General features: G+C 71.0%; 20 protein-coding genes. 11 read left to right on the top strand and 9 right to left on the bottom strand.

What is annotated here, in order from left to right; translation table 11 throughout:
* Positions 1-132 precede the first annotated feature (132 nt).
* Both U5C87_RS08000 and U5C87_RS07995 read left to right on the top strand, forming a co-directional pair.
* Positions 133-1,569, top strand: coding sequence for a sensor histidine kinase (locus tag U5C87_RS08000; RefSeq protein ID WP_330476067.1), 1,437 nt, complete (start codon positions 133-135; stop codon positions 1,567-1,569).
* Entirely contained in the window at positions 1,566-2,201 is a 636-nt protein-coding gene (locus tag U5C87_RS07995) for a response regulator transcription factor (RefSeq protein WP_330476066.1), read from the top strand. The genes U5C87_RS08000 and U5C87_RS07995 overlap by 4 nt, the downstream gene beginning before the upstream one ends.
* Here U5C87_RS07995 and U5C87_RS07990 read toward each other — a convergent pair.
* On the bottom strand, positions 2,179-2,472 hold the full coding sequence (locus tag U5C87_RS07990) for a DUF6907 domain-containing protein (protein ID WP_443082107.1): 294 nt from the start codon (positions 2,470-2,472) through the stop codon (positions 2,179-2,181). The genes U5C87_RS07995 and U5C87_RS07990 overlap by 23 nt on opposite strands.
* Positions 2,473-2,966: 494 nt before the next feature.
* Between U5C87_RS07990 and U5C87_RS07985 the strand changes: the two genes are divergently transcribed.
* Positions 2,967-5,834, top strand: coding sequence for an HYR domain-containing protein (locus tag U5C87_RS07985; protein WP_330476064.1), 2,868 nt, complete (start codon positions 2,967-2,969; stop codon positions 5,832-5,834).
* Positions 5,835-5,921: 87 nt separating this feature from the next.
* On the opposite strand, the gene U5C87_RS07980 is transcribed toward U5C87_RS07985, so the two are convergent.
* Both U5C87_RS07980 and U5C87_RS07975 read right to left on the bottom strand, forming a co-directional pair.
* A complete protein-coding gene (locus U5C87_RS07980; protein ID WP_330476063.1) occupies positions 5,922-7,121 on the bottom strand; it encodes a sensor histidine kinase in 1,200 nt (399 codons plus the stop codon).
* A gap of 62 nt (positions 7,122-7,183) precedes the next feature.
* Positions 7,184-7,858 carry a response regulator transcription factor gene (locus U5C87_RS07975; RefSeq protein ID WP_330476062.1) on the bottom strand — a complete coding sequence of 225 codons (675 nt, stop codon included), beginning with the start codon at positions 7,856-7,858 and terminating at the stop codon, positions 7,184-7,186.
* Between the two features lie 61 nt (positions 7,859-7,919).
* Here U5C87_RS07975 and U5C87_RS07970 point away from each other — a divergent pair, with 61 nt between their 5' ends.
* Both U5C87_RS07970 and U5C87_RS07965 read left to right on the top strand, forming a co-directional pair.
* The gene (locus U5C87_RS07970) at positions 7,920-9,392 is read left to right on the top strand and encodes a ferredoxin reductase family protein (RefSeq protein ID WP_330476061.1); all 1,473 of its coding nucleotides are present in this window, start codon (positions 7,920-7,922) and stop codon (positions 9,390-9,392) included.
* Entirely contained in the window at positions 9,389-9,919 is a 531-nt protein-coding gene (locus tag U5C87_RS07965) for an FMN-binding protein (protein WP_330476060.1), read from the top strand. Before U5C87_RS07970 ends, U5C87_RS07965 begins: the two co-directional genes overlap by 4 nt.
* Before the next feature lie 190 nt (positions 9,920-10,109).
* Here U5C87_RS07965 and U5C87_RS07960 read toward each other — a convergent pair whose 3' ends face one another.
* On the bottom strand, positions 10,110-10,793 hold the full coding sequence (locus tag U5C87_RS07960) for a response regulator (protein WP_330476059.1): 684 nt from the start codon (positions 10,791-10,793) through the stop codon (positions 10,110-10,112).
* Positions 10,790-12,571 carry a sensor histidine kinase gene (locus U5C87_RS07955; protein ID WP_330476058.1) on the bottom strand — a complete coding sequence of 594 codons (1,782 nt, stop codon included), beginning with the start codon at positions 12,569-12,571 and terminating at the stop codon, positions 10,790-10,792. The genes U5C87_RS07960 and U5C87_RS07955 overlap by 4 nt, the downstream gene beginning before the upstream one ends.
* Before the next feature lie 82 nt (positions 12,572-12,653).
* Here U5C87_RS07955 and U5C87_RS07950 point away from each other — a divergent pair, with 82 nt between their 5' ends.
* Genes U5C87_RS07950 through U5C87_RS07935 form a run of 4 tightly spaced genes read left to right on the top strand, consistent with a single transcriptional unit; the run spans position 12,654 to position 16,195 of the window.
* Positions 12,654-13,718: a Bug family tripartite tricarboxylate transporter substrate binding protein gene (locus tag U5C87_RS07950; RefSeq protein WP_330476057.1), complete on the top strand. Its 1,065-nt coding sequence runs from the start codon at positions 12,654-12,656 to the stop codon at positions 13,716-13,718.
* A 1-nt stretch (position 13,719) separates the two neighbouring features.
* Entirely contained in the window at positions 13,720-14,265 is a 546-nt protein-coding gene (locus tag U5C87_RS07945; protein WP_330476056.1) for a tripartite tricarboxylate transporter TctB family protein, read from the top strand.
* Positions 14,265-15,809: a tripartite tricarboxylate transporter permease gene (locus tag U5C87_RS07940; RefSeq protein WP_330476055.1), complete on the top strand. Its 1,545-nt coding sequence runs from the start codon at positions 14,265-14,267 to the stop codon at positions 15,807-15,809. Before U5C87_RS07945 ends, U5C87_RS07940 begins: the two co-directional genes overlap by 1 nt.
* Positions 15,806-16,195, top strand: a complete 390-nt coding sequence (locus U5C87_RS07935) for a universal stress protein (RefSeq protein WP_330476054.1) — start codon at positions 15,806-15,808, stop codon at positions 16,193-16,195. The genes U5C87_RS07940 and U5C87_RS07935 overlap by 4 nt, the downstream gene beginning before the upstream one ends.
* Positions 16,196-16,307: 112 nt before the next feature.
* Here the strand turns inward: U5C87_RS07935 and U5C87_RS07930 are convergent, their stop codons facing one another.
* The 4 genes from U5C87_RS07930 to nth all read right to left on the bottom strand — a co-directional run bounded on the left by U5C87_RS07930 (position 16,308) and on the right by nth (position 19,894).
* Entirely contained in the window at positions 16,308-17,087 is a 780-nt protein-coding gene (locus U5C87_RS07930; RefSeq protein ID WP_330476053.1) for a GNAT family N-acetyltransferase, read from the bottom strand.
* A 208-nt stretch (positions 17,088-17,295) separates the two neighbouring features.
* Positions 17,296-18,498, bottom strand: coding sequence for a MarP family serine protease (locus tag U5C87_RS07925; RefSeq protein WP_330476052.1), 1,203 nt, complete (start codon positions 18,496-18,498; stop codon positions 17,296-17,298).
* Complete coding sequence (locus tag U5C87_RS07920) at positions 18,495-19,229, bottom strand: NUDIX hydrolase (RefSeq protein WP_330476051.1); 735 nt, start codon at positions 19,227-19,229, stop codon at positions 18,495-18,497. The genes U5C87_RS07925 and U5C87_RS07920 overlap by 4 nt, the downstream gene beginning before the upstream one ends.
* 5 nt (positions 19,230-19,234) lie before the next feature.
* Positions 19,235-19,894, bottom strand: a complete 660-nt coding sequence (nth, locus tag U5C87_RS07915) for an endonuclease III (protein ID WP_330476669.1) — start codon at positions 19,892-19,894, stop codon at positions 19,235-19,237.
* Between the two features lie 180 nt (positions 19,895-20,074).
* Between nth and gntA the strand changes: the two genes are divergently transcribed.
* Positions 20,075-21,022 carry a guanitoxin biosynthesis heme-dependent pre-guanitoxin N-hydroxylase GntA gene (gene gntA / locus U5C87_RS07910; protein WP_330476050.1) on the top strand — a complete coding sequence of 316 codons (948 nt, stop codon included), beginning with the start codon at positions 20,075-20,077 and terminating at the stop codon, positions 21,020-21,022.
* Positions 20,985-21,671, top strand: a complete 687-nt coding sequence (locus U5C87_RS07905) for an urea carboxylase-associated family protein (protein ID WP_330476049.1) — start codon at positions 20,985-20,987, stop codon at positions 21,669-21,671. The genes gntA and U5C87_RS07905 overlap by 38 nt, the downstream gene beginning before the upstream one ends.
* The last annotated feature ends 83 nt before the right edge of the window (positions 21,672-21,754 follow it).

Here is a 21,754-nt window from a genome sequence, read left to right as displayed (position 1 = left end):
CGCATTTGTCGGCGAAGTGCGCAGGTTGCACGCGGCGCCCGAGTTCTGCCCGCTCGCGCGCCTTTACCGTTTATAGAACCAGTTGAACCAATTGGCAGACCTCCTGCTCACCGCGAACTTAAACTCCGCATCATGTGCCAGATGGGGACGGCCGGTCGGGGAGGACCGGGTCGTGGGTTGGCCGCCGCGGGCGGTCTCCCCACCCTTCTCGGTTGGGCGGTCGGCATCATCGTCACCGCGGCGATCCTTGGCACGCCCTACCTGCTCTTCGCCTACCACAGCCCTGATCTGCACCTCGTGCTCGACTCCCTCGACACGGGCGTGGCGCTTCTAGTGGCGTACCTGCTCTTCGGCCGCTACTCGCGCACCGGAAGGCTCCAGGACCTCCTCTTGGCTGCCGGCCTGCTGCTGCTCGGCCTCGCGGGGATCGGCCTGACGCTCGCGCTGCGACTGTTCGGACTCGACGACGACCGCGGCGGCGTGTGGCTCCCGGTCGCCGTGCGGGTGGTCGGCGCAGCCCTCGTCCTCGCCGCCTCGATGACGGCCACCCGGCGACCAGCCGGCCGGTGGAGCCGTCCGCTGAAGCTGCTGCCGTGGATCACGGTCACCGTCGGGCTCGCGGTCACGTGGGTGCTGCGCGACTCGTTGCCGCTCGCCCTGGCGCAGACGCCTCCCGCCTCGGCCCAGCGTCCGGTCATCGCGGGGCACCCAGGGCTGCTCGCCGCCCACGCCCTCACGGCGCTGTGCTTCGCGGCCGCCTCCGTCGCGTTCTCCGTGACCTCGCGGCCACGCGCCGGTGGGCGCGACGAGCTCATCCGGTGGCTCGGCCCCGCGTTCGCGCTGGCCGCCTTCGCGCGCCTCAACTACCTGCTCTTCCCCTCGCTCTACAGCGACTGGCTCTACACCGGCGACCTCCTGCGCACCGCGTCGTATGCCGTCCTCCTCATCGGCGCCGCCCGCGAGATCCGCCGCTACTGGTCGATGCAGGCGCAGGCCGCCGTCCTCGAGGACCGGCGCCGCCTCGCCCGCGAGCTGCACGACGGGGTCGTGCAGGAGCTCGGCTACATCCGGTCGGAAGCCCATACGTTGAGCGGCGATCCCAACAGTCGCCAGCGCATCGTGGCCGCGTGCGACCGCGCCCTCGACGAGGCCCGCGCCGCCGTCGACGCCCTCGGCCGCAGCAGCGACGAGCCCCTCGGCTTCGTGCTGCACCGCGCCGCCCGCCAGGTCGCGGACCGCTACAACGCGAGCCTCGAGGTCGAGGTCGACGACTCGGTGCACGCGGACGCCGACCAGCGGCACGCTCTCATCCGGATCACCCGTGAGGCGGTGTCCAACGCCATCCGTCACGGCCGCGCCGACCGCGTGCGGGTGCGTCTCGACCGTCACGGGCCGCGGCGGCGGTTGCTCGTCCAGGACGAGGGCGAAGGGTTCGACCCGAGCGTCGTGCGGACGCACGCGGGTGGCTACGGCCTGACGAGCATGGAGGAGCGCGCCTCCTCGGTGCGAGGCGCCTTCAGCATCGACTCGGCACCGGGCCGTGGCACCACTGTCGCGGTGACCTGGTGACCGTGCGCGTCGTCCTCGCCGACGACCACGCGCGCATGCGCGGCCGCATCCGGGAGGCCCTCGAGGCCAGCGGCTGCGAGATCTGCGGGGAGGGCGCGACGGCCGACGAGGCCGTGCGGCTCGCAGTGGAGCTCCGCCCCGACGTGGCCCTGCTCGACATCCACATGCCCGGCAACGGCATACAGGCTGCGCGCGACATCGTCCGCGCCGCGCCCGAGGTCGTCGTCGTCATGCTCACCCAGTCCGCCGAGGACGACGACCTCTTCGACTCCCTGCGGGCCGGCGCGTCCGGCTACCTCCTCAAGGACACCGACCCGGCGACCTTGGCGGACAAGCTCCGTGGCGTCCTCGACGGCGAAGCCGCCATGCCACCAAGGCTCGTCGCGCGCATCATGGACGAGTTCCGCGCGCCGGCCAAGCGCCGCTTCGCCCGCCGCAGCACGGCCGCCGCCAAGCTGAGCGCCCGCGAGTGGGAGGTCATGGAGCTCCTCGGTCAGGGGCTCACCACCGAGGAGGTGTCCAAGCGCCTCTTCCTGTCGGCCACGACCGTGCGCGTGCACGTGTCGTCCGTGCTCAAGAAGCTGCGCGTGAAGGACCGTGAGAGCGCCTTCAGGCTCCTGCGCGGCGAGTGAGCCCGAGCCCCTCGTCGACGAGTTGGGTCAGCGCGTCGATGAGCGCGTCCGCCTCGTGCAGCGAGTACTCCTCGCCGCCCACGAGGACGTAGGGCCCGTCGCCCTGCAGCGTCACCGGGTCGACCGTCGTGCACAGCCGCAGCGACGTGCCCCTCACGAGCAGCTCCCCGCTCACGTGGATGGCATCGTCCTCACCCTCCCGTATGCCGTGTCGCTGCACGCACCACGTCGGGCACCCCGGCGGGCGAACATTGTGCCTCTGGCGTCTCATGACATCCCTCTCTGTTGGAGATGCTCGGGGTGCTGCGGGCGGCGCCGGTAGCCGCGGACCCGCGCTCCCGGCCCATGCATTTGAGGCCCCCCTCCAAGGCTAGGCAGGAGTCACCGCGGACGACTACAAGGCAAGGCGTTCAATCCTCTGAACATGAGGCCAGTGAGGCTTGGAAGCAACACGGTGATGCCTCCAATTCACCACGACCACGGAGCGTTTAGAGATTTGAACGCCGTTTGCCCGACCGTTCAGCAGGTTGAACGTGAAACCTCTGCGACGCCCTTCTCCGCGAACTTACGGTTTACCCGGTCCATACCGAATCGCAACCAGCAACTGACGAAATCGAAGGTGCCCACATGGCCGTACAAACCTCGAGGAGTCGGCGCCCCGGCTCACGCACACAGACTGGGCGGCCGCTCCGGCGGCTCCTGGCCCTGACTTCAGCCACCACCCTTGCACTGCTCGCTTTCCCTGGCGCGGCTCACGCAGACCTGGTGCAGAACAACATCGTCGCCGGTGGCAGCCCCACCATCACGGCGGGTGGCAGCACCACGATCAGCTACAACATCCAGAACCAGAACAACAACGCCGGCGACCCGCAGAACAGCTGCAACCCGGCCGACGGATCGGCCGCCACGGTGAGCATCTCTGCCCCTGCCGGCGTGACAGCCACCCCGTCGTCCCTGACGTTCACCGGCTGCAGCCAGATCCTGCCCGTCAGCTTCACCTCGTCGACTCCCGGCCAGTATCCGATCACCGTCTCGGTGAAGGACTCGGGCGTCGGCACGTACTCGACGATCGACGCCGGCTTCACCCTCACGGTCAACGCTGCCCCGGTCACCAACACCGCTCCGACCGTCACGGTCGGGGGCGTGACCAACGGCGCCTCCTACGAGTTCGGCAACGTTCCCGCTGCCCTGTGCAACGTCGTCGACAAGGAAGACGGCACCAAGAGCTTCGCGGCAGGCCTGACCGGTCTGACGGGCGCGCGTGCCGCGGATGGCCTTGGAAGCCAGACTGCGTCCTGCAGCTACACCGACGCTGGCGGTCTCTCGGCGGCGGCGTCTGCGACGTACAGCATCGTGGACACCACCAAGCCGCTCGTCACCGCGACCGCGCCGGCCTCGGTCGAGGCCACGTCGGCGCTGACGCCGGTGGCCTTCTCCGCGAGCGCCTACGACGCGGTGGACGGCTCCAGGCCCGTGACCTGCAAGACGGCGGGCGGCACGACCTACGCCTCCGGTGACGGCTTCCCGGTCGGCACGACCACGCTCACCTGCTCGGCCACGGACAAGGCCGGCAACACCGGCACGAGCGACCTGTTCGCCGTGGTGGTCACCGACACGACGGGTCCGGTCGTCACAACTCCGGCCAACATCGTCGTGGGAAACTCCAGCTACACCGTCACCTACCCGAGGGCGACCGCGACCGACCTCGTCGACGGTGCTCTGACCACCAGCTGCAGCCCGGCATCCGGATCTACCTTTTCGCTCGGGACGACCACGGTGACGTGCTCAGCCACCGACAAGGCCGGGAACCTGGGCACCAAGACCTTCACGGTCGAGGTCCAGGACAGCACCAAGCCGATCGTCACCGTTGGGGCCGACCAGACGATCGAGGCGACCGGTCCTGACGGCGCCACCGTGACGTTCGACGCCGCGACCGCCACGGATGACGTGGACGGCACGCTGTCCACCACGTGCGACAAGGCATCCGGCACGGTGTTCCCGCTCGGCGACACCACCGTCACCTGCTCCGCCAAGGACAAGGCGGGCAACACCGGCGACAACTCCTTCGTCATCTCCGTCGTCGACACCACGGGGCCGCAGATCACGGTGCCGGATGACTTCACCAAGGAGGCCACCGCGTCAACGGGTGCTGAGGCCAGCTTCACGAGCTCGGCGACCGACCTGGTCGACGGATCGGTTGCCATCACCTGCGACCCGAGCTCAGGCTCGACCTTCGCTCTGGGCACACACACCGTGACATGCACCGCTGCCGACAAGACCGGCAACCAGAGTGATGCCTCCTTCACCATCACCGTGAAGGACTCCACGCCTCCGACCGTGACCGTGCCGGACGACGTCCTGGTCGAGGCCACCGGCCCCGACGGCGCCAAGGTGGCCTACGACTCAGTGACCGCCAGCGACATCGTCGACGGCACGGTCCCCGTCACCTGCTCCGCGGCCCCGGAGTCCGTCTTCAAGCTCGGCACGACCACGGTCAACTGCTCTGCGACGGACGCCGCGGGCAACACCGGCCACGCGTCGTTCACTGTCAAGGTCGAGGACACCACCGACCCGGTGGTGACGGTTCCTGCCAACGTCGTCGTGGGCAATACGTCGTCTACCGGGGCAAGCAACGTCACGTACGGCGCCGCGACTGCCCACGACATTGTGAGCGGCGACCTGCCGGTCTCGTGCACGCCCGAGTCGGGCAGCACGTTCAACCTCGGATTCACCACGGTCACGTGCTCTGCCACGGACGCCGCCGGCAATATGGGCACGAACTCGTTCACGGTCGAGGTCCAGGACCAGACCAAGCCCGTGGTGACCGTCCCCGCCGACATCACCGGCATCGAGGCCACCGGGCCCGCTGGCGCCGCCGTCACCTACGTAGGCGTCACCGCCCTGGACGACGTGGATGGTCTGCTGGCCGCAACCTGCGACAGGCTTTCCGGGTCGGTGTTCCCACTCGGAACCACCACCGTCACCTGCTCCGCCAACGACAAGGCTGGCAACAAGGCGGACAACACCTTCACAGTGACGGTTCAGGACACCACGGCGCCTGCGGTGAGTGTGTCGGACAATAAGGCCGCGACGGCGACATCTGCCACAGGGGCTGTCGTGACGTTCGCTGACCCCAAGGCGATGGACATCGTGGACGGCACTGTCGCAGCCAGCTGTGACCGGGCCTCTGGCAGCGTCTTCCCGCTGGGCTCCACCACGGTGACCTGCTCGGCGACTGATAAGGCTGGCAACAAGGGTTCGAAGACCTTCACTGTCACCGTCACGGCGGCGTGGTCGAACGTCCTGCAGCCCGTCAACGTCGACGGCAGCTCGGTCTTCAAGCTCGGCAGCACCGTGCCGGTGAAGTTCCAGCTGACCGGGGCCAGCGCCGGGGTCAAGGACCTGGCGGCCCGCCTCTACCTGCAGCGCCTTGCTGCTGTCGGCACGAGCGGCAGTGTCCTCGAGGCCATCTCGACCTCGAACGCGACGACCGGCAACCTCTTCCGATACGACGCGACGAGTGGGCAGTACATCTTCAACCTCGCCACCAAGACCCTCAGCGCGGGCACGTACCAGCTGAAGATCGACCTGGGCGACGGTGTGCCGCACACGGTCAACATCACCCTCCGGTGATGGACTGACCGAACCAAGTGATGGCCCCGGACTTCTCGTCCGGGGCCATCGCCGTCCTCGGCCTCCGACAGCGCGACCGCCTGCAGCTCAGTCGTCGCCGGCCGCGGGGATGAGCAGGCTAAAGGTCGCTCCCCCACCGGGGGTCGCCGCGACCTCGAGACGGCCGCCGTGCGACCGGACGATCTGGGTCACGAGGGCGAGTCCGAGGCCGACGCGTCGTACTCCGGATGCGCCGTCGCCGCGGGAGAAGCGCCGGCTCAGCCGTTCGACGTCCTCGACGTCGACGCCGTGGCCGTGGTCGACGACGTCGACCCGCACCTCGCTGCCCGCCATCGACGACCGCACCTCCACTTCAGATCCCTTGTCGGAGTGCGAGATCGCGTTGTCGACGAGGGCCAGCACCGACCGTCGCAGGCTCGGCGCGACCCCGTCCACGACGCACGCGCCGCCGCCACCGCCGCCAACACCGGCGTCCTCGTCGACGAGCGTCACTCCCCGCTCGGCGGCATACGGCATCAGCGACCGCACGACTTCGGATGCGAGCGCCCCCAGGTCGACACGCTCGGCGACCTCGTCGACGTGCTCGAGCTGCGCCGAGAGCAGCAGGTCGGAGACGACGTCGGCCATCGCCTGGGTGTCGTGGACGAGCTGGTCGACCTCGGCCAGCCGGCGCGCAGACGCCGCCCCACCTCCACCAGCCGCAGCATCAGCAGCGACGTGCCGGCGCAGCAGCTGCGCGCGCGTGCTAATGACGGCGAGCGGGGTGCGCAGCTCGTGAGACGCGTCCGCGACGAACTGGCGCTGCAGCTCCATCGCCTCGCCGAGCGGCCGCACGGCCCGGCGTCCCGCGAGCAGCCCCGTCAGCGCGGCCAGCAGCACACCCATAACGCCGGCCGCGATCGTCGACACGAGCAGCCGCTGCTCCTCCCCGGTGTGCAGCCGGATGTCGTAGACGGCGACGTACGTGACGCCGTCGCGCTGGTCGACCCACGCGGGCCACGACCGCCCGTCGGCGGTGAAGCTCGTCTGCCCGGTGACGTCGGGACCGACCCCCACCGCGGACGCAGCGAGGTCCGCCGGCATCGACCGGGTCGCCTCGTGACCGGACTCCGTCAGCTTGACCAGCCACGTGCCGGGCGGTGCGTCGACGACGTCGTCGGCCGTGCGCGCGGTCGTCTCGGTGCGTCCGCGGATCTCGGCGAGCTGCTGGCGGTCGAAGAGCACGGCCGTGCCGATGATGGCGAGCAGCACGACGAGCGCCGTCGTGGCGCCGACGCGCAGCGCCACCGACCGCGACGCCTGCCGCAGCGGATCCGCTTCAGCCCGAGACCGATCCGTCCATGGCCACCTCACGACGAGGCACCGAGGCGGTAGCCCACGCCGTGCACCGTGTCGATGACGGACTTCCCGAGCTTGCGGCGCAGGTAGTAGACGTACGTGTCGACGGCACCGAGCGTGTCGGCGTTGTCGAAGGCCGCGTCGAGCAGCTCGTCCCGCGTGAAGACCCGCGTCGGGCGGCGCGCGAGCACCTCCAGCAGCCGCGCCTCACGCCCCGAGAGCATGACCTCGCCGTCGTCGCCGACGAGCCGCTGCTCCCCGACGACGAGCCGCCGCGACCCGACGACGAGCTCCCCCGCAGCCCCACCCAGCGGCCGCAGCATCGCCCGCAGCCGCGCGAGCACCTCCTCGACGTCGAACGGCTTGACGACGTAGTCCTGCGCCCCCGCGTCGAGCCCCTCGACGCGGTCGGCCACGGTCCCCCGCGCGGTGAGGAAGAGCACGGGCGCCGCCATCCCCCGCGAGCGCAGCCGCGTCACGAGGTCGACCCCCTCGATCCCCGGCAGGCCACGGTCGACGACGAGGACGTCCCACTCGTCGACCAGGCCACGGTGCAGGCCGGCCTGTCCGTCGCGGACGGCGGTCACGGCATACCCCTCCTCGTCGAGCAGCTCGGCGAGCATCTGCGACAGGTCGGGGTCATCCTCGACGAGCAGCAGCCGCGGGCGCAGCGACGGAACGGTCATGCCGCAACTCTCCTTCGCACGTCTCATAACTTTCTGAGATCACCTGAGCACCATCGTCTATGTGAGCACCACCATCGCACCACACCGTGGGACCCCGAGCCGGGTCCGTCGTGCCCTGCGTGCCGGGGCGGACTTCCGCCGCTGGCAGGCCCGCACGGGCGACCTCCTCGAGTCCCTCGCCATCGCGAGCCTGCTCGCCGTCATGGCGCAGTTCCTCCTCGGCGGCGGCAGCCACGACCTCGTCGCCGGCCCGAGCAGCACGACGCTCATCGCCGTCGGACGCCTCACCGGCCTCGTCGCGATGGACCTGCTGCTCATCCAGCTGCTCCTCGCCGCCCGCGTGCCGTGGATCGACCGCGTCTACGGGATGGACCGCGCGCTCAAGGCGCACCGCATCCTCGGACGCATCACCGTGCCCCTCGTGCTCGTGCACGTCGGCGCCATCGTCCTGGGCTACGCCGCCCGCGACGAGCTGCACGGCCCCTTCGCCCCCGTCGTCGAGAGCTTCCGCCTGCTCACCGGTGGCAGCGACCTGCTCTTCGCGTTCGTCGCGACCGCACTGCTCGTCGTCATCGCCGTGACCTCGGTCAGCATCGCCCGCCGCCGCCTGTCCTACGAGTGGTGGCACCTCGTGCACCTGACGGCGTATGCCGCGGTCGTCCTCGCGGTGCCGCACGAGCTCTCGATGGGGTCGGACTTCACTGCAGCGCAGTGGGTTCGGACCTACTGGTGGACCCTGTTCGTCCTCGTCGCGGCCAGCGTCCTCTGGTGGCGCCTGCTCGTCCCCGTCGCCCGCAGCCTGCGTCACCAGCTGCGCGTCACCGAGGTCGTCGAGGAGGCCCCCGGCGTGTGGTCGGTGCGCATGGAGGGTCGTCACCTCGACAAGCTCCCGGTCCGCGCGGGGCAGTACCTCAACTGGCGCTTCGTCAGCCCGCGCCTGCTCGCGACCGCCCACCCGTGGTCGATCTCGAGCGCCCCCGACGGCCGCCACCTGCGCATCACGGTCCGCGAGCTCGGCGACCACTCGAGCCGCCTGGCCCACCTGCGCCCCGGCACCCGCGTCCTTTTCGAGGGCCCCTACGGCGCCTTCACCTCCCGCCAGCGCGTCCGCCGCCGCGTCCTGCTCCTTGCTGCCGGCATCGGCGTCACGCCGGTCCGCTCGATCCTCGAGGAGCTCGTGCGCCACGGCCACGCCGGCCGCGGCGACGTCACCGTCGTCTACCGCGCCAACTACGAGTCCCAGCTCGCCCTGCGCGACGAGCTCGAGCACCTCACCGCCCTCGGCGGCCACCGCCTGCTCCTGCTCGTCGGCCCGCCCGTCGACGGCTCGTGGCTGCCGCCGGACCACTCCCTCGGCCAGCGGGGCGCCCAGCCCGTCCCCGACGCCGAGCGCCTCGCCGAGCTCGTCCCCGACCTGCGCCGGCACGAGGCCTACCTCTGCGGCCCCGGCGGCTGGATGCACCTCGTGCACCGCAGCCTCCTCGAGGGCGGCATCCCCAAGTCCCACATCCACGACGAGAGGTTCTCCTGGTGAGGAAGGCAACGACCGCACTCGTCGGCCTCGCCAGCGTCGTCACCATCGGCGCGTCCTGGGCCTCGGGCCTGACGCCCAAGCACGCCGCCGTCATCGGCGTCCACGTCCTGTCCGGCGCCAAGGCGGGCACGCCCGTCGCGGCCGCTCCGCCGCAGCCGTCCGGCAGCTCGACGAGCAAGAGCAGCAAGGGCAGCTCCAAGAGCTCGTCCGGCGGCAAGGCCTCCAAGGCTCCCGCCGCGGCGCCCCGCTCCGGCACGGTCGACGGCGCCGTCGTCGGCACGCAGTACGGCTCCGTCCAGGTCCGGGTCAGCTTCACGGGCAAGAAGATCACCAACGTCCACGCCCTGCAGCTGACCGACAGCTCCGGCACCTCCGTGTCGATCAGCGCCGGCGCCGCGCCCACCCTGCGCCGCGAGGCCCTCGCCGCGCAGTCGGCCAAGATCGACGTCGTCAGCGGAGCCACCTACACGAGCGAGGCCTACCAGCAGAGCCTCCAGTCGGCGCTCGACGCCGCCCATCTGGGCTGACCGCCCACCCCGAGCTGCACCCGAGGGTGCCTGCGACGCGGCCCGCCGATCTTCCCCTGTGGTCGGCCGTCCGCAGCGGCCCGCCGACCTTCCCCTGAGGTCGGCGGGCCGCACTTCTCCACGGATCTCCTGGTGGCGTATGCCGTGTCCCCCCTCCCCGAGACCCGCGCAGTCGCGCTGGTGGCCGGGTTCAGAGCCAGCGGTAGCGGCGCTCCGGGCGACCGGTCGAGCCGTAGCGGAGCGTCACCTCGGCCCGCCCGAACGAGACGAAGTGCTCGAGGTAGCGACGCGCGCTGACGCGTGAGATCCCCACGACCTCAGCGCATTCCGTCGCCGAGAGCGTCTCGCGCGACTCTCCGGACTCCCGCAGCGCGCGCTCCACGGCCTCGGCCGTCTCGGCGCTGAGGCCCTTCGGCAGCGCCGCGACGGGCCCCCGCCCGACCGGCTGCGACGACGTGAAGGCGGCATCGATCTCGGCCTGCGTCAGGTCGTCACCGAGGTCGCGTGCCCGCTCGGCGGCATACGTCAGCAGGCGCTGCTCGAGGTCGGCGAACGCGAACGGCTTGAGGAGGTAGCCGACGACGCCCTGGCGCAGAGCTCCGCGCACGGCGTCGGCCTCCTTGGCCGCGGTGATGACGAGGACGTCGCACGTCTCGCCCGCCGCCCGCAGCCGCGCGACGACGTCGAGCCCGAAGGCGTCCGGCAGGTAGAGGTCGAGCAGCACGAGATCGGGCTTCAGCTCGGCGACGAGGGTCAGCGCCTCGTCGCCGGTGGGGGCGGTGCCGACGACCTCGAAGCCCGTGACGCGCTCGACGAAGCCGCGGTGGATGCGCGCCACCATGAAGTCGTCGTCGACGACGAGCACCCGGATCATCGCTTCTCCTCCACGGCCGCAACGGATTCGGTCGAGTCATCGGTCAGGGCAGTGGCGGGGCCGGGCCCCGGCTCCACCGTCAGCCGGGCGACGAACTTCGCACCCGTCGGGGTGCTCTCGACCTCGACCTCGCCGCCCCGACGCTGGCAGATGAGACGCGTCAGCGCCAGCCCGATGCCGCGCTCGCCCGCCCGGGCCGCCTTGGTCGTGAAGCCGTGGGTGAAGACCTCGGTGACGAGCTCGGGCGCGATGCCCGGCCCCGAGTCGACGACGCTCACCTCGAGCGAGCTCGCGTCCTGGCGGATCGTCAGCTCCACCCACTTGTCGTCGCCCTCGGACGAGGCCGCCGCGTCGATGGCGTTGTCGACGAGGTTGCCGACCACCGCTGCGACGTCGGCGGAGTCACGAGCCCCGATGCGCCCGAGCGACGTGTCGTCCGAGACCCGCAGCTCGACCCGGCGCTCGGTGGCCTGCGCCGCCTTGGCCATGACGAGCGCGGTCACTGCCGTGTCCCGGATGCGCCGCGCGACGGTGAGGTCGAGCTGCGCGCGGTGCTCGCTCACCGAGTCCACGTAGGCCACGACCTCGTCGTACTCCCCGAGCTGGATGAGCCCCGAGATGGTGTGCAGCTGGTTGGCGAACTCGTGCGCCTGGGCTCGCAGCAGCTCCGTCGTGCTGCGGAACGAGCCGATCTCGCGCTCGAGGTCGGCGAGCTCGGTCCGGTCGCGAAGCGTCGTCACCGACCCGAGCGGTCGGCCGTCCTTGCTGACCTGCATGCGGTTCATCACCAGCACGCGGCCGCGTCGCAGCACCACCTGGTCACGCTGCCCCCCGTGGGCACCGGACGCACCATCAGCACCGTTGCCCGTCACGTCGTCCGTGACGCCGCGCAGCACGTCGCGCAGCCGCGGGCCGATCGGCAGGTCGTCGAGCCGCATCCCGACGGCATGCTCCGGCAGGTCGAGCAGCCGGTGGGCGACGTTGTTGACCAAGGTGATCCGCTCATTCGTGTCGAGCGCGACCACCCCCTCGGCCAGCCCGAAGAGCATCGCCTCGCGGCTCTCCGCGAGACCCGTGATCTCCGCCGGTTCGAGCCCCAGCGTCTGGCGCTTGATGCGCCGGGCCAGCAGCCACGACCCGACGCCGCCCAGCACAAGCGCGATGCCGAGGTAGGTCGGGAGGTACGAGGAGTTGCCGAGCAGGCGGTCCCAGGCAGACGGCATACGCACGGCGATCATCACGGTGCCGAGCTGCGTGCCCACGGGCAGCTGCGGCTCCTTGACCCTCGGGTCCGGCACCGACAGCAGCGGGCTCTGCGCGACGATCATCCGCTCGCCGCCGAGCTCCATGACGCCCGTCCAGCTCGCCCCGTCGGCCACCGCCCGCGACCCGAGCGGCATCGGCGCCCGCTCGAGCGTCGGGTCCGACGACACGCGTACGACCTCGGCGGCGTCGGCGACGCTCATCGAGGTGATGTTGTACTGCGTCACGATCGACTGCACCAGGCTCGGCAGCACGTTGGGCACCCCGCCGGGCGACATCTCGGTGCGCACGATCGGGGTGCTCGCGAGCTGCTCGGCGACGGCCGACACCCGGCGCCCCTCCGTGCGGGTGAACGTCGCCTCCGACTGCGACAGCGAGACGAGGGCGACCGCCACGAGCACGCCGAGCAGAATGAGCAGCTGCACGGCGAACAGCTGCCCCGTGAGGGTCAGCCCGCCGAACCATCGGCCGAAACGGCGCCTGCTCTGCTTGACCACAACGAACTCAACCTTCATTGGTGACACAACGGCGACACCGCTCCGGGACGCGGGCACGATCATGCCGTTCCAGCCCAAGAACGCGAAAGAGATCTCAACGATGAGTACTCACCACACTGCCCGTCCCGGCACGTCCGGCACCAGCAGCGCAGTCCCCACCCGCCGGCGCATCGGCGCCCTCGTCGCCCTGGCCGCCGTCGGGACCCTCGCCCTGTCGGCGTGCGGCGCGACCGCCAAGAAGGACGACGCCTCCACCGGCGCGGCTGCAGGCCCGGCGACGGGCCTGCAGATCATGGTCCCCAACAGCCCCGGTGGTGGCTACGACACGACGGCCCGGACGGTGGCCCAGGTCATGGAGAACCAGAAGGTGACCAGCTCGGTGCAGGTGTTCAACCTGCCGGGCGCCGGCGGCACCGTCGGCCTCCAGCGGGTCGTCAACGAGAAGGGCAACGGCAAGCTCGCCATGCAGATGGGTCTCGGCGTCGTCGGCGCGGCCTACACGCAGAAGAGCAAGGCCACCCTCAACGACACCACCCCGATCGCCAAGCTCATTGAGGAGGCCGGCGCCGTCGTCGTCTCCAAGGACTCGCCGTACAAGGACCTCAAGAGCCTCGTCGACGCGTGGAAGAAGGACCCGTCGAAGATCAACGTCGGCGGCGGCTCGAGCCCCGGCGGCCCCGACCACCTCCTGCCGATGCAGCTGGCCAAGGCGGTCGGCATCGACCCGACCAAGGTCTCGTACATCTCCTACGACGGCGGCGGCGAGCTGCTGCCGGCGATCCTCGGCAACAAGATCGCCTTCGGCGCGAGCGGGTTCGGGGAGTTCCTCGAGCAGGTCAAGGCCGGCTCCGTGCGCGTCCTCGCCGTCACGAGCGACAAGCGCATCGACGCCCTGCCCGACGTGCCCACCGTCAAGGAGTCGGGCATCGACTTCACCTTCACCAACTGGCGCGGCATCGTCGCCCCTCCGGAGATCTCGGCCGGCGACAAGCAGGTGTGGGTCGACGCGCTGACCAAGATGCACGGCACCGACGCATGGAAGGCCGAGCTCGAGAAGCGCGGCTGGACCGACGCCTTCGAGACCGGCGACCAGTTCGGCACCTTCCTCAAGGCTCAGGACCAGGACGTCGCCGACATCCTCAAGGGCCTCGGGCTGACGAGCTGACATGACGGACACGACGCCTGACCGCACGCACACCGACACCGCGGCCCAGGATGTCGAGACACAGGGCGGGGACCGCGCGCAGTACGGCATGTGCGCGGCCCTCGCCGGCCTCGGCATCGTCCTGCTCGTCAACTCGGCCCAGCTCGCCCCCGTGGCGAGCACCAACGACTCGCTCGGCCCGAAGGTCATCCCCACCGTCCTGGGGATCCTGCTCCTCATCGTCTCCGTCTTCTACGCCGTCGACATCCACCGTGGCGGGGTCGGCGCCGCCGACGAGGGCGAGGACGTGGACCTCGACGCCAAGGCCGACTGGAAGACCGTCGGGCTGCTCGTCGTCATCTTCGCCGCGAGCGCCGCCCTCATGGAGCCGCTCGGCTGGGTCATCGCCGGCACGCTGCTGTTCTCGGGCAGTGCGTATGCGCTCGGCAACCGCCACGTCATCCGTGGCCTTCTCGTCGGGCTCGCGATCTCCCTCGCCACCTTCTACGCGTTCGCCATCGGGCTCGGGGTCAACCTGCCCGCCGGCATCCTCCAAGGAATCCTCTGATGGACAACCTCAACCACCTCCTCGACGGGTTCGTCAACGTCCTGACGCCGCTGAACCTGCTCTTCGCCTTCATCGGCGTCGTCGTCGGCACCGCCGTCGGCGTGCTGCCCGGCATCGGCCCGGCCATGACCGTGGCCCTCCTGCTGCCGATCACCTTCTCGCTCGACACGACCCAGGCGCTCATCATGTTCGCCGGCATCTTCTACGGCGGCATGTACGGCGGGTCGACCACCTCGATCCTGCTCAACACCCCGGGCGAGTCGTCGTCGGTCGTCACCGCCCTCGAGGGCAACAAGATGGCCAAGGCCGGCCGCGCCGCCCAGGCCCTCGCCACCGCCGCCATCGGCTCCTTCGTCGCCGGGACCATCGCCACGGCCCTGCTCGTGCTCGTCATGCCGCAGGTCGTCGCGTTCGCCGTCCAGCTCGGCTCACCCGAGTACTTCGCCATCATCATGCTGGCGTTCGTCGGTGCGAGCATGGTGCTCGGGACCTCCCGCCTTCGCGGGTTCGCCGCCCTGCTCGTCGGCCTGTCCATCGGCGTCATCGGCATCGACAAGGTCACCGGCCAGCAGCGCATGACCTTCGGCATCCCACAGCTCGCCGACGGCATCGACATCGTCGTCGTCGCCGTCGGGCTCTTCGCCGTCGGCGAGGCCCTGTGGGTCGCCGCCCACCTCCGGCGCAAGGCCGGGGGCGTCATCCCGGTGGGCCAGCCGTGGATGGGCAAGCAGGACTGGAAGCGGTCCTGGAAGCCGTGGCTGCGCGGCACCGCCCTCGGGTTCCCGTTCGGCGCCATCCCCGCCGGCGGCGCAGAGGTCCCGACGTTCCTGTCCTACGTGGCCGAGCGCAAGCTGACCAAGCACCCCGAGGAGTTCGGCCACGGCGCCATCGAGGGCGTCGCCGGCCCCGAGGCCGCCAACAACGCGTCCGCCGCCGGCACCCTCGTGCCACTGCTCGCGATCGGCCTGCCGACCAACGCGACCGCTGCGATCATCCTCACCTTCCTGCAGGGCCGCGGCCTCGAGCCGGGCCCGCTGCTCATCGAGAAGCAGCCGGTGCTGGTGTGGACCCTCGTGGCCAGCCTCTTCGTCGGCAACACGCTGCTGCTGCTGCTCAACCTGCCGATGGCTCCGCTCTGGGCCAAGCTGCTCCAGATCCCTCGGCCCTACCTCTACGCGGGCATCCTCTTCTTCGCGACGATGGGTGCGTGGGCCGTCAACGGCCAGGCCTTCGACCTCTACCTGCTCCTCGGCATCGGCCTGGTCGGCTTCGCGATCCGCCGCTTCGGCCTGCCCGTGCTGCCGCTCATCATCGGTGTCATCCTGGCCCCGATCGCCGAGCTGCACCTGCGCCGCTCGCTGCAGCTCTCGCACGGCGAGGTCAGCGGCCTGCTGGGCGGTCCGGTGGCCTGGGTCTGCTACGGCATCATCGTGCTCACGATCCTGTGGCCGCTCATCGCCAGGGCGATCCGCAAGGCCCGCGGCGGCAAGGGCGGCCCGGGCGAGGGACTCATGGCCGAGCTCAAGGACGAGGTGGCGGCATGATCCTCGTCGGCTACATCCCCACGCCGCAGGGCGAGGCCGCCCTCGCCGCCGCGATCGGCGAGGCCAAGGCGCACGACGAGTCGGTCCTCGTGATCAACATGTCGCGCGACGACAAGCTCGTCGACGCCCACCGCGCCGAGAGCTCGACCCTGGACCGTCTCGACCGCGACCTCGCCGAGTCGGGCGTGGCCCACGAGGTGCGGCGCATCGAGCACGGCACCGACCCGGCCGACCAGATCCTGTCGGTCATCGAGGACGAGGGTCCGCGCATGCTCGTCATCGGCATCCGCCACCGCAGCCCGGTCGGCAAGCTGCTGCTCGGCTCGACCGCGCAGCGCCTGCTCCTCGACGCCGCCTGCCCCGTGCTCGCCGTCAAGGCGGACTGAGCCACCCGGCATACGCACGCTCCACCCGTCGAGTGCCCATTTCCCGACGCTCCCCCGGAGTCGAGTGCCCACTTCACGGCGTCGGGAAGTGGGCACTCGACGTTGGGGATGCTCACGCGGGAGGCCGGGAGACGCCGACGTGGCGGGCGACCTCGGCGAAGCCGGCCCGCTGGTAGAGCCCGATGGCCGGGCCACCGTCCTCGGCGACGATGACGAGCCGCCCGACCGCGGGATCCTCGAAGGCCCACTCCCCCGCAGCGCGCACGAGGGCACCGGCCAGGCCACGTCGGCGGTGGCTCTCCAGCGTCACGACGTCCTGGTAGCGGGCGAGGTCACCGAGCCGCACGATGCCGAGCCGGGCCACGAGCCGGTCGCCGTCGAAGGCCCCGAACCACTGCGCCCGCCCCGCGTCGACGAGCCCGCGCTGGGCCGTGACGCGGCGCCGCTCGAAGACGAGCCGCGGATCGCGCTGCTCCTGCGGGGTGTCGCGGGCGCCGACCTGCGCCGACTGCTCCCAGTCGTCGTCGCTCGTCAGCGCACGCAGTTGTATGCCGTCCGCTGCGTCCGCGGCCGTCGGCAGCGTCGTCGTGGCGAGGTCGACGTCCCCTTCGACGTCCCAGCCGCGCGCGGCCCAGGCGTCGGTGCCGCCGCCGTCGTGGGCGAAGGCGACGGCGCGGTGCTGGGCGTCCGGGAACTCCTCCTCGAAGCGGGCGACCCACCGGTCGACCTCGTCGGCGTGGGCGGCGGTGGGGACGAGCACGAAGTTGCCCCACCAGAAGGTCGGGTTGGCCTCGGTCCGCACGACGAGGTGGTCGCCGTGGTCGGTCACCGTCGCCCCCTGCAGCCGCAGCAGGTCGAGGTCGGTGGTCAGGCCGGGACTCTCGAGACGCATCCCCCGATCATGACGCACCCCACCCACACCCAACCGTCGAAAGGCCACGAACGGCCCCCCTTGCACGTCGAAAGGCCACGACTGGCCCCCTCTTCCACGTCGAGAGGCCAAGTTTTGCGACCCCTGACACGTCGAGAGGCCAGAGTTCGTCGGGCGAACTCTGGCCTCTCGACTGCGAGGCACCCACGAACCATGGCCTCTCGACGGTTCAGCCAGCGACGCAGGCGCCGGTGTCGACCTCGGCCCCGGCGGCGGCGGCCTCGTCGAGGACCGGCTTGGCCTCGGCGAGCGTCAGGGCGTAGCCCGTCGAGTCGTCCTCGAGCGACTTGGCGAAGATGACGCCGACGACCTGGCCGTTGGTGTCGAGCAGCGGACCACCGGAGTTGCCCGGCTGCACCGTCGCGGCGAGCGAGTAGATCTCACGGACGACCCGCTCGCGGCCGTAGATGTCGAGGCCCCGGGCGTCGAGCTGGGCCCGGACGCGGGCCGACACGACGCGGTAGGGCCCGTCGAGGGGATAGCCCGGCACGGCTGCCGAGTCGCCCCGCTTGAGCTCGCCACCGAGCGGCAGCGGCGGCAGGAGGAGCCCCGGCACGCTGAGCACGGCGAGGTCGCGCCGCGAGTCGAAGACGACGACGCGGGCGCGCAGCACCTGGTCGCCGCCCTGGACGCGCACCTCGTCGGCGCCGGCGACCACGTGGGCGTTCGTGACGATGCGACCCGGCGACAGCACCCAGCCGGTGCCCTCCTGGCCGCGCTGGCACGACTGGGACTGCGTGGTCACCTTGACGACGGACCGGCCGGCGGAGCGGATGGCCTGGGACCGCGCGACCGACGGGTCCGGGTCCTGCACAGGCGTGATCGGCTCCGGCGCGAGACCGCCGAACACCTGCGGGAAGCCCTGGCTCGACAGGAAGCCGCGGAAGCTCGCGAAGACCTGGCCGGTCTCCTCGGGGACGACCGAGTTGACGACCTGCAGCACCTTGGACTCCGCCATGGCCTTGGACAGCGCCGGGCTGCCAGCCGTGCGCAGGGCGCCCCCGATGAACCAGATGATGAGGCTCGCCGCCAGGGTCACGACGACGGCGCCGAGCACCGAGTCGACGTGGCGCAGCGAGGTCTGGCCCATCCGTCGCCTGATCCGGGAGCCCAGCAGGCTGCCGAGGTACTGCCCGATCCAGCCGAGGACGACAACCCCGAGCAGCAGGACGAGCACCCGGGTGCGGTCGTCATCGGCCACCGACTGCCAGCGCGCGAGGAGCTCGGGCAGCTGCCAGACCCCGAGCATCGCGAACGCGAAGAAGCCGACGAGCGAGAACACGCTCTGGATGAGCCCCGACCGGTAGCCCGAGTAGCCGTAGGCGAGCAGGAGCAGGACGAGGGCGATGTCGAGCAGGACGCTGCCGCTCACGACCGCCTCCCCGCGAGGTAGCGCTCGGGCAGCGGCCGCATGACGTCCGCGTCCCACGGCTGCGCGAGCCCACCGAGCTCCAGCACGCTGCTGATGAGCCCGGCCGTGAAGCCCCAGAGGAGCAGGTGGTCCAGGTCGAAGCCCGGACCGACGTAGCCGGACGGGTGCGTCACCGAGAAGCGGGTCGCCGGGTCGACGAGGTGAGACACCGGCACGGAGAGCACGTCGTGCACCTCGGCGGGGTCACGGACCCCGATCGACGAGGGCCGGGCCCACCAGCCGAGCACCGGGGCCACGACGAATTGCGCCGGGGCGAGGAAGAGCGAGGGCAGCTGAGCGACGACGTCGACGCCCGCCGGGTCCACACCGGTCTCCTCCTCGGCCTCGCGCAGCGCCGTCGCGACGAGGTCGTCGTCCTCCGGGTCGCGCGAGCCGCCCGGGAAGGCGATCTGGGCCGGCTGGGTGCGCATCGTGTGCGAGCGCTCGATGAGCACGACGTGCTCGCCCTCGTCCTCGGCGCCGGCCGGCGGAGGACCGAAGAGGATGAGCACCGCGGACTCCCGTCCACCCTCCTCCGGCGGCAGGAAGCGCGAGAACCACTCGGGCGCAACGCTCTCCAGCCGCACGGCAAGCTCGTCCAGCCACGCGGGACGTGCGAGCGACCCGGCCCCGAGCGCCGGGGACGGCTCGATGGAACCCGACCTGCCGGCATACGCGATCCGGCTGACCACGTCGGTCACTTCGGCGCCAGCTCGTACTTCAGGAGCTTCGCCGCCTTGTCCGGGTCGGTCTCGCCCGCGCCGTAGCTCGGGCACCAGCGCGCGACCGGGCACGCCCCGCACGCAGGCTTCTTCGCGTGGCACGTGCGACGCCCGTGGAAGATCACGACGTGGCTGAGCATCGTCCAGTCCTTGCGCATGAACAGCCGCCCGATCTCGTGCTCGACCTTGACCGGGTCCTCCTCCTCGGTCCAGCCGAAGCGGCGCGCGAGGCGGCCGAAGTGCGTGTCGACGGTGATGCCGGGGACGTCGAAGGCGTTGCCGAGCACCACGTTCGCCGTCTTGCGACCGACCCCGGGCAGTGTCACGAGGTCCTTGAGGCGCGGCGGCACCTCGCCGTCGAACTGCTCGACGAGCGCCATGCCGAGCTTGATGAGCGAGTCGGCCTTGTTCCGGTAGAAGCCGGTGGGCTGGATGATCGTCTCGAGCTCGGTGCGGTCGGCGTTCGCGTAGTCGGCGGCCGTCGGGTACTTCGCGAAGACGATCGGCGTCACCTTGTTGACCCCGACGTCCGTCGTCTGGGCCGACAGGATCGTCGCGACGAGCAGCTCGAGGGGCGTCGTGAAGTCGAGCTCGCAGTGCGCGTACGGGTAGCGCTCGTGCAGCGCGCGGTACATCTTGCGGGCGCGTCGGGTCCGCGCGACGGGGGTCTCGTCGTCGATCACGAGTGCTCGGGGGGACACGGACGACACTGTATGCCGCTGGGCTGGGTCACGCCGTCCGCGTCCGGCTGTACAGGGTTTCGCGCAAACGGCACCCGAGGTGGGTACGTGCTGCCTGAGCGAGAGGAGTCCGACATGTCGACGGATACGCGCATTGCTGCCCACACCCCGGTCGAGAACGCCCGGCTGCACCTACCCGCCGAGGCGACCGGGTCGACCGGGCTGTCCGCGCCGGAGGGGCACCACGGCCTCGAGGCGACTCTCGACCTTCTCGCCGGCATGGACCTCGCCCACGCGTCCGACGCCGACGTGGTCCGGGCCCTCGAGCTCATGGTCACGCACGCCGAGTTCCCCTGCCTCGGAGCCAAGTCCGTCTTCCGACGCGGCAGCGTCGCGCACGCCGTCCTCGACGACATGGACGACCCCGACGTGCCGGCCGACCTGCTCGGGCGGCTCCAGGAGTTCGCCAGCTCCATCGAGGGCGAGAGCGGCTTCCACTCCTTCATCGCGACCTTCCGCGGGCCCCTGCCGAGCAGCGAGGCGAGCTTCGAGGCCTCGCTCTTCGGTCTGCTCCAGCGGCTGCACGACGCCGACGACGAGTCGTGGGCCGACGGCGTGGGCTCGGACCCCAACGACCCGCACTTCGCCTTCAGCGCCGGCGGCACGGCGTACTTCATCGTCGGCCTGCACCCGGCCGCCTCGCGCGTGGCCCGGCGGGCGCCGCTGCCGACACTCGTCTTCAACCCGCACGGCCAGTTCGAGCAGCTGCGCGCCGAGGGACGTTTCGACGGCATGCGCACCACGATCCGGCGCCGCGACGAGGACCTCCAGGGCTTCATCAACCCGATGGTCGCCGACCACGGCGACAGCACCGAGGCCCTGCAGTACTCCGGCCGTCGCCACGCGGCCGACTGGGAGCCGCCGCTCGACCTGAAGCCGGTCACCGACAGCACCGATGGCGCCGACGGCGCCGACGGCGCCGATGCGCCCGACAGCTCCGACACGCACGACAGCACCAGCACCCACATCGACCAGGGGAACAGGCATGACGATCTCGCAGGACGCACGACTCGGCACGACTGACCGCCACTTCGGACCCGGCGGCCCCGTCGTCCAGCCACCCGGCGACTACCGTGACGGGATGACCCTGACGCGGCTCGCCCCCCAGACCGGAACCGCCTTCTTGCTCAAGGCCGGGCAGCGCCTCACGGTCGTGGACCCGACGGGCGAGCAGGTCAGCGACTTCTTCGCCGTCATGGACGACGAGCGCGACGAGTGGTTCAGCTCGGGGCGCACCATCGACTACGCCAACTCGACCGCCGTGACGACCGGCAGCGTGCTCTACAGCAACCGGAGCCGGCCGATGGCGACCGTCGTCGAGGACACGTGCGGGCACCACGACATCCTGCTGACGCCGTGCTCGCAGCAGACCTTCGACCTGCTCTACCCCGAGTTCGAGGGCGCCTACCACCCGAGCTGCTTCGAGAACCTCGCGACCAACATGGCGACGTTCGGCGTGGAGCCCGACCGGATCTCGACGACGCTCAACATCTTCATGAACGTCTGGGCCGAGCGGAACGGCGAGCTGCACATCGACCCGCCGACGTCTCGCGCCGGCGACCGGTTCGTGCTCCGGGCCGAGGCCGACCTCGTCGTGGGCCTGACCGCGTGCTCCGCCGAGAAGTCCAACAACGGCGTGTGCAAGCCGATCGACTACCGCATCGACGACTGACGGCGCCGAGCCGCCGTCGCGGACCCGCAGGCGAATTGCCCACGGTGGCACGGCGACGGCGGGGGCGACGTGGCACACTGACC

The sequence above is a fragment of the Terrabacter sp. C0L_2 genome (assembly GCF_036352015.1).
GTDB lineage: Bacteria > Actinomycetota > Actinomycetes > Actinomycetales > Dermatophilaceae > Terrabacter > Terrabacter tumescens.
The sequence above is the reverse complement of the archived record's forward strand: the minus strand, read 5'-3'. Positions and strand labels throughout refer to the sequence as shown.

Excerpts from the sequence above, each read along its gene's own strand:
- U5C87_RS08000 (WP_330476067.1), top strand. The coding sequence starts at position 133 with ATGTGCCAGATGGGGACGGCCGGTCGGGGAGGACCGGGTCGTGGGTTG.
- U5C87_RS07990 (WP_443082107.1), bottom strand. The coding sequence starts at position 2,472 with ATGAGACGCCAGAGGCACAATGTTCGCCCGCCGGGGTGCCCGACGTGG.
- U5C87_RS07975 (WP_330476062.1), bottom strand. The coding sequence starts at position 7,858 with ATGACCGTTCCGTCGCTGCGCCCGCGGCTGCTGCTCGTCGAGGATGAC.
- U5C87_RS07960 (WP_330476059.1), bottom strand. The coding sequence starts at position 10,793 with ATGATCCGGGTGCTCGTCGTCGACGACGACTTCATGGTGGCGCGCATC.
- U5C87_RS07955 (WP_330476058.1), bottom strand. The coding sequence starts at position 12,571 with ATGAAGGTTGAGTTCGTTGTGGTCAAGCAGAGCAGGCGCCGTTTCGGC.
- U5C87_RS07950 (WP_330476057.1), top strand. The coding sequence starts at position 12,654 with ATGAGTACTCACCACACTGCCCGTCCCGGCACGTCCGGCACCAGCAGC.
- U5C87_RS07945 (WP_330476056.1), top strand. The coding sequence starts at position 13,720 with ATGACGGACACGACGCCTGACCGCACGCACACCGACACCGCGGCCCAG.
- U5C87_RS07940 (WP_330476055.1), top strand. The coding sequence starts at position 14,265 with ATGGACAACCTCAACCACCTCCTCGACGGGTTCGTCAACGTCCTGACG.
- U5C87_RS07935 (WP_330476054.1), top strand. The coding sequence starts at position 15,806 with ATGATCCTCGTCGGCTACATCCCCACGCCGCAGGGCGAGGCCGCCCTC.
- U5C87_RS07930 (WP_330476053.1), bottom strand. The coding sequence starts at position 17,087 with ATGCGTCTCGAGAGTCCCGGCCTGACCACCGACCTCGACCTGCTGCGG.
- nth (WP_330476669.1), bottom strand. The coding sequence starts at position 19,894 with ATGTACCGCGCGCTGCACGAGCGCTACCCGTACGCGCACTGCGAGCTC.
- gntA (WP_330476050.1), top strand. The coding sequence starts at position 20,075 with ATGTCGACGGATACGCGCATTGCTGCCCACACCCCGGTCGAGAACGCC.
- U5C87_RS07905 (WP_330476049.1), top strand. The coding sequence starts at position 20,985 with ATGACGATCTCGCAGGACGCACGACTCGGCACGACTGACCGCCACTTC.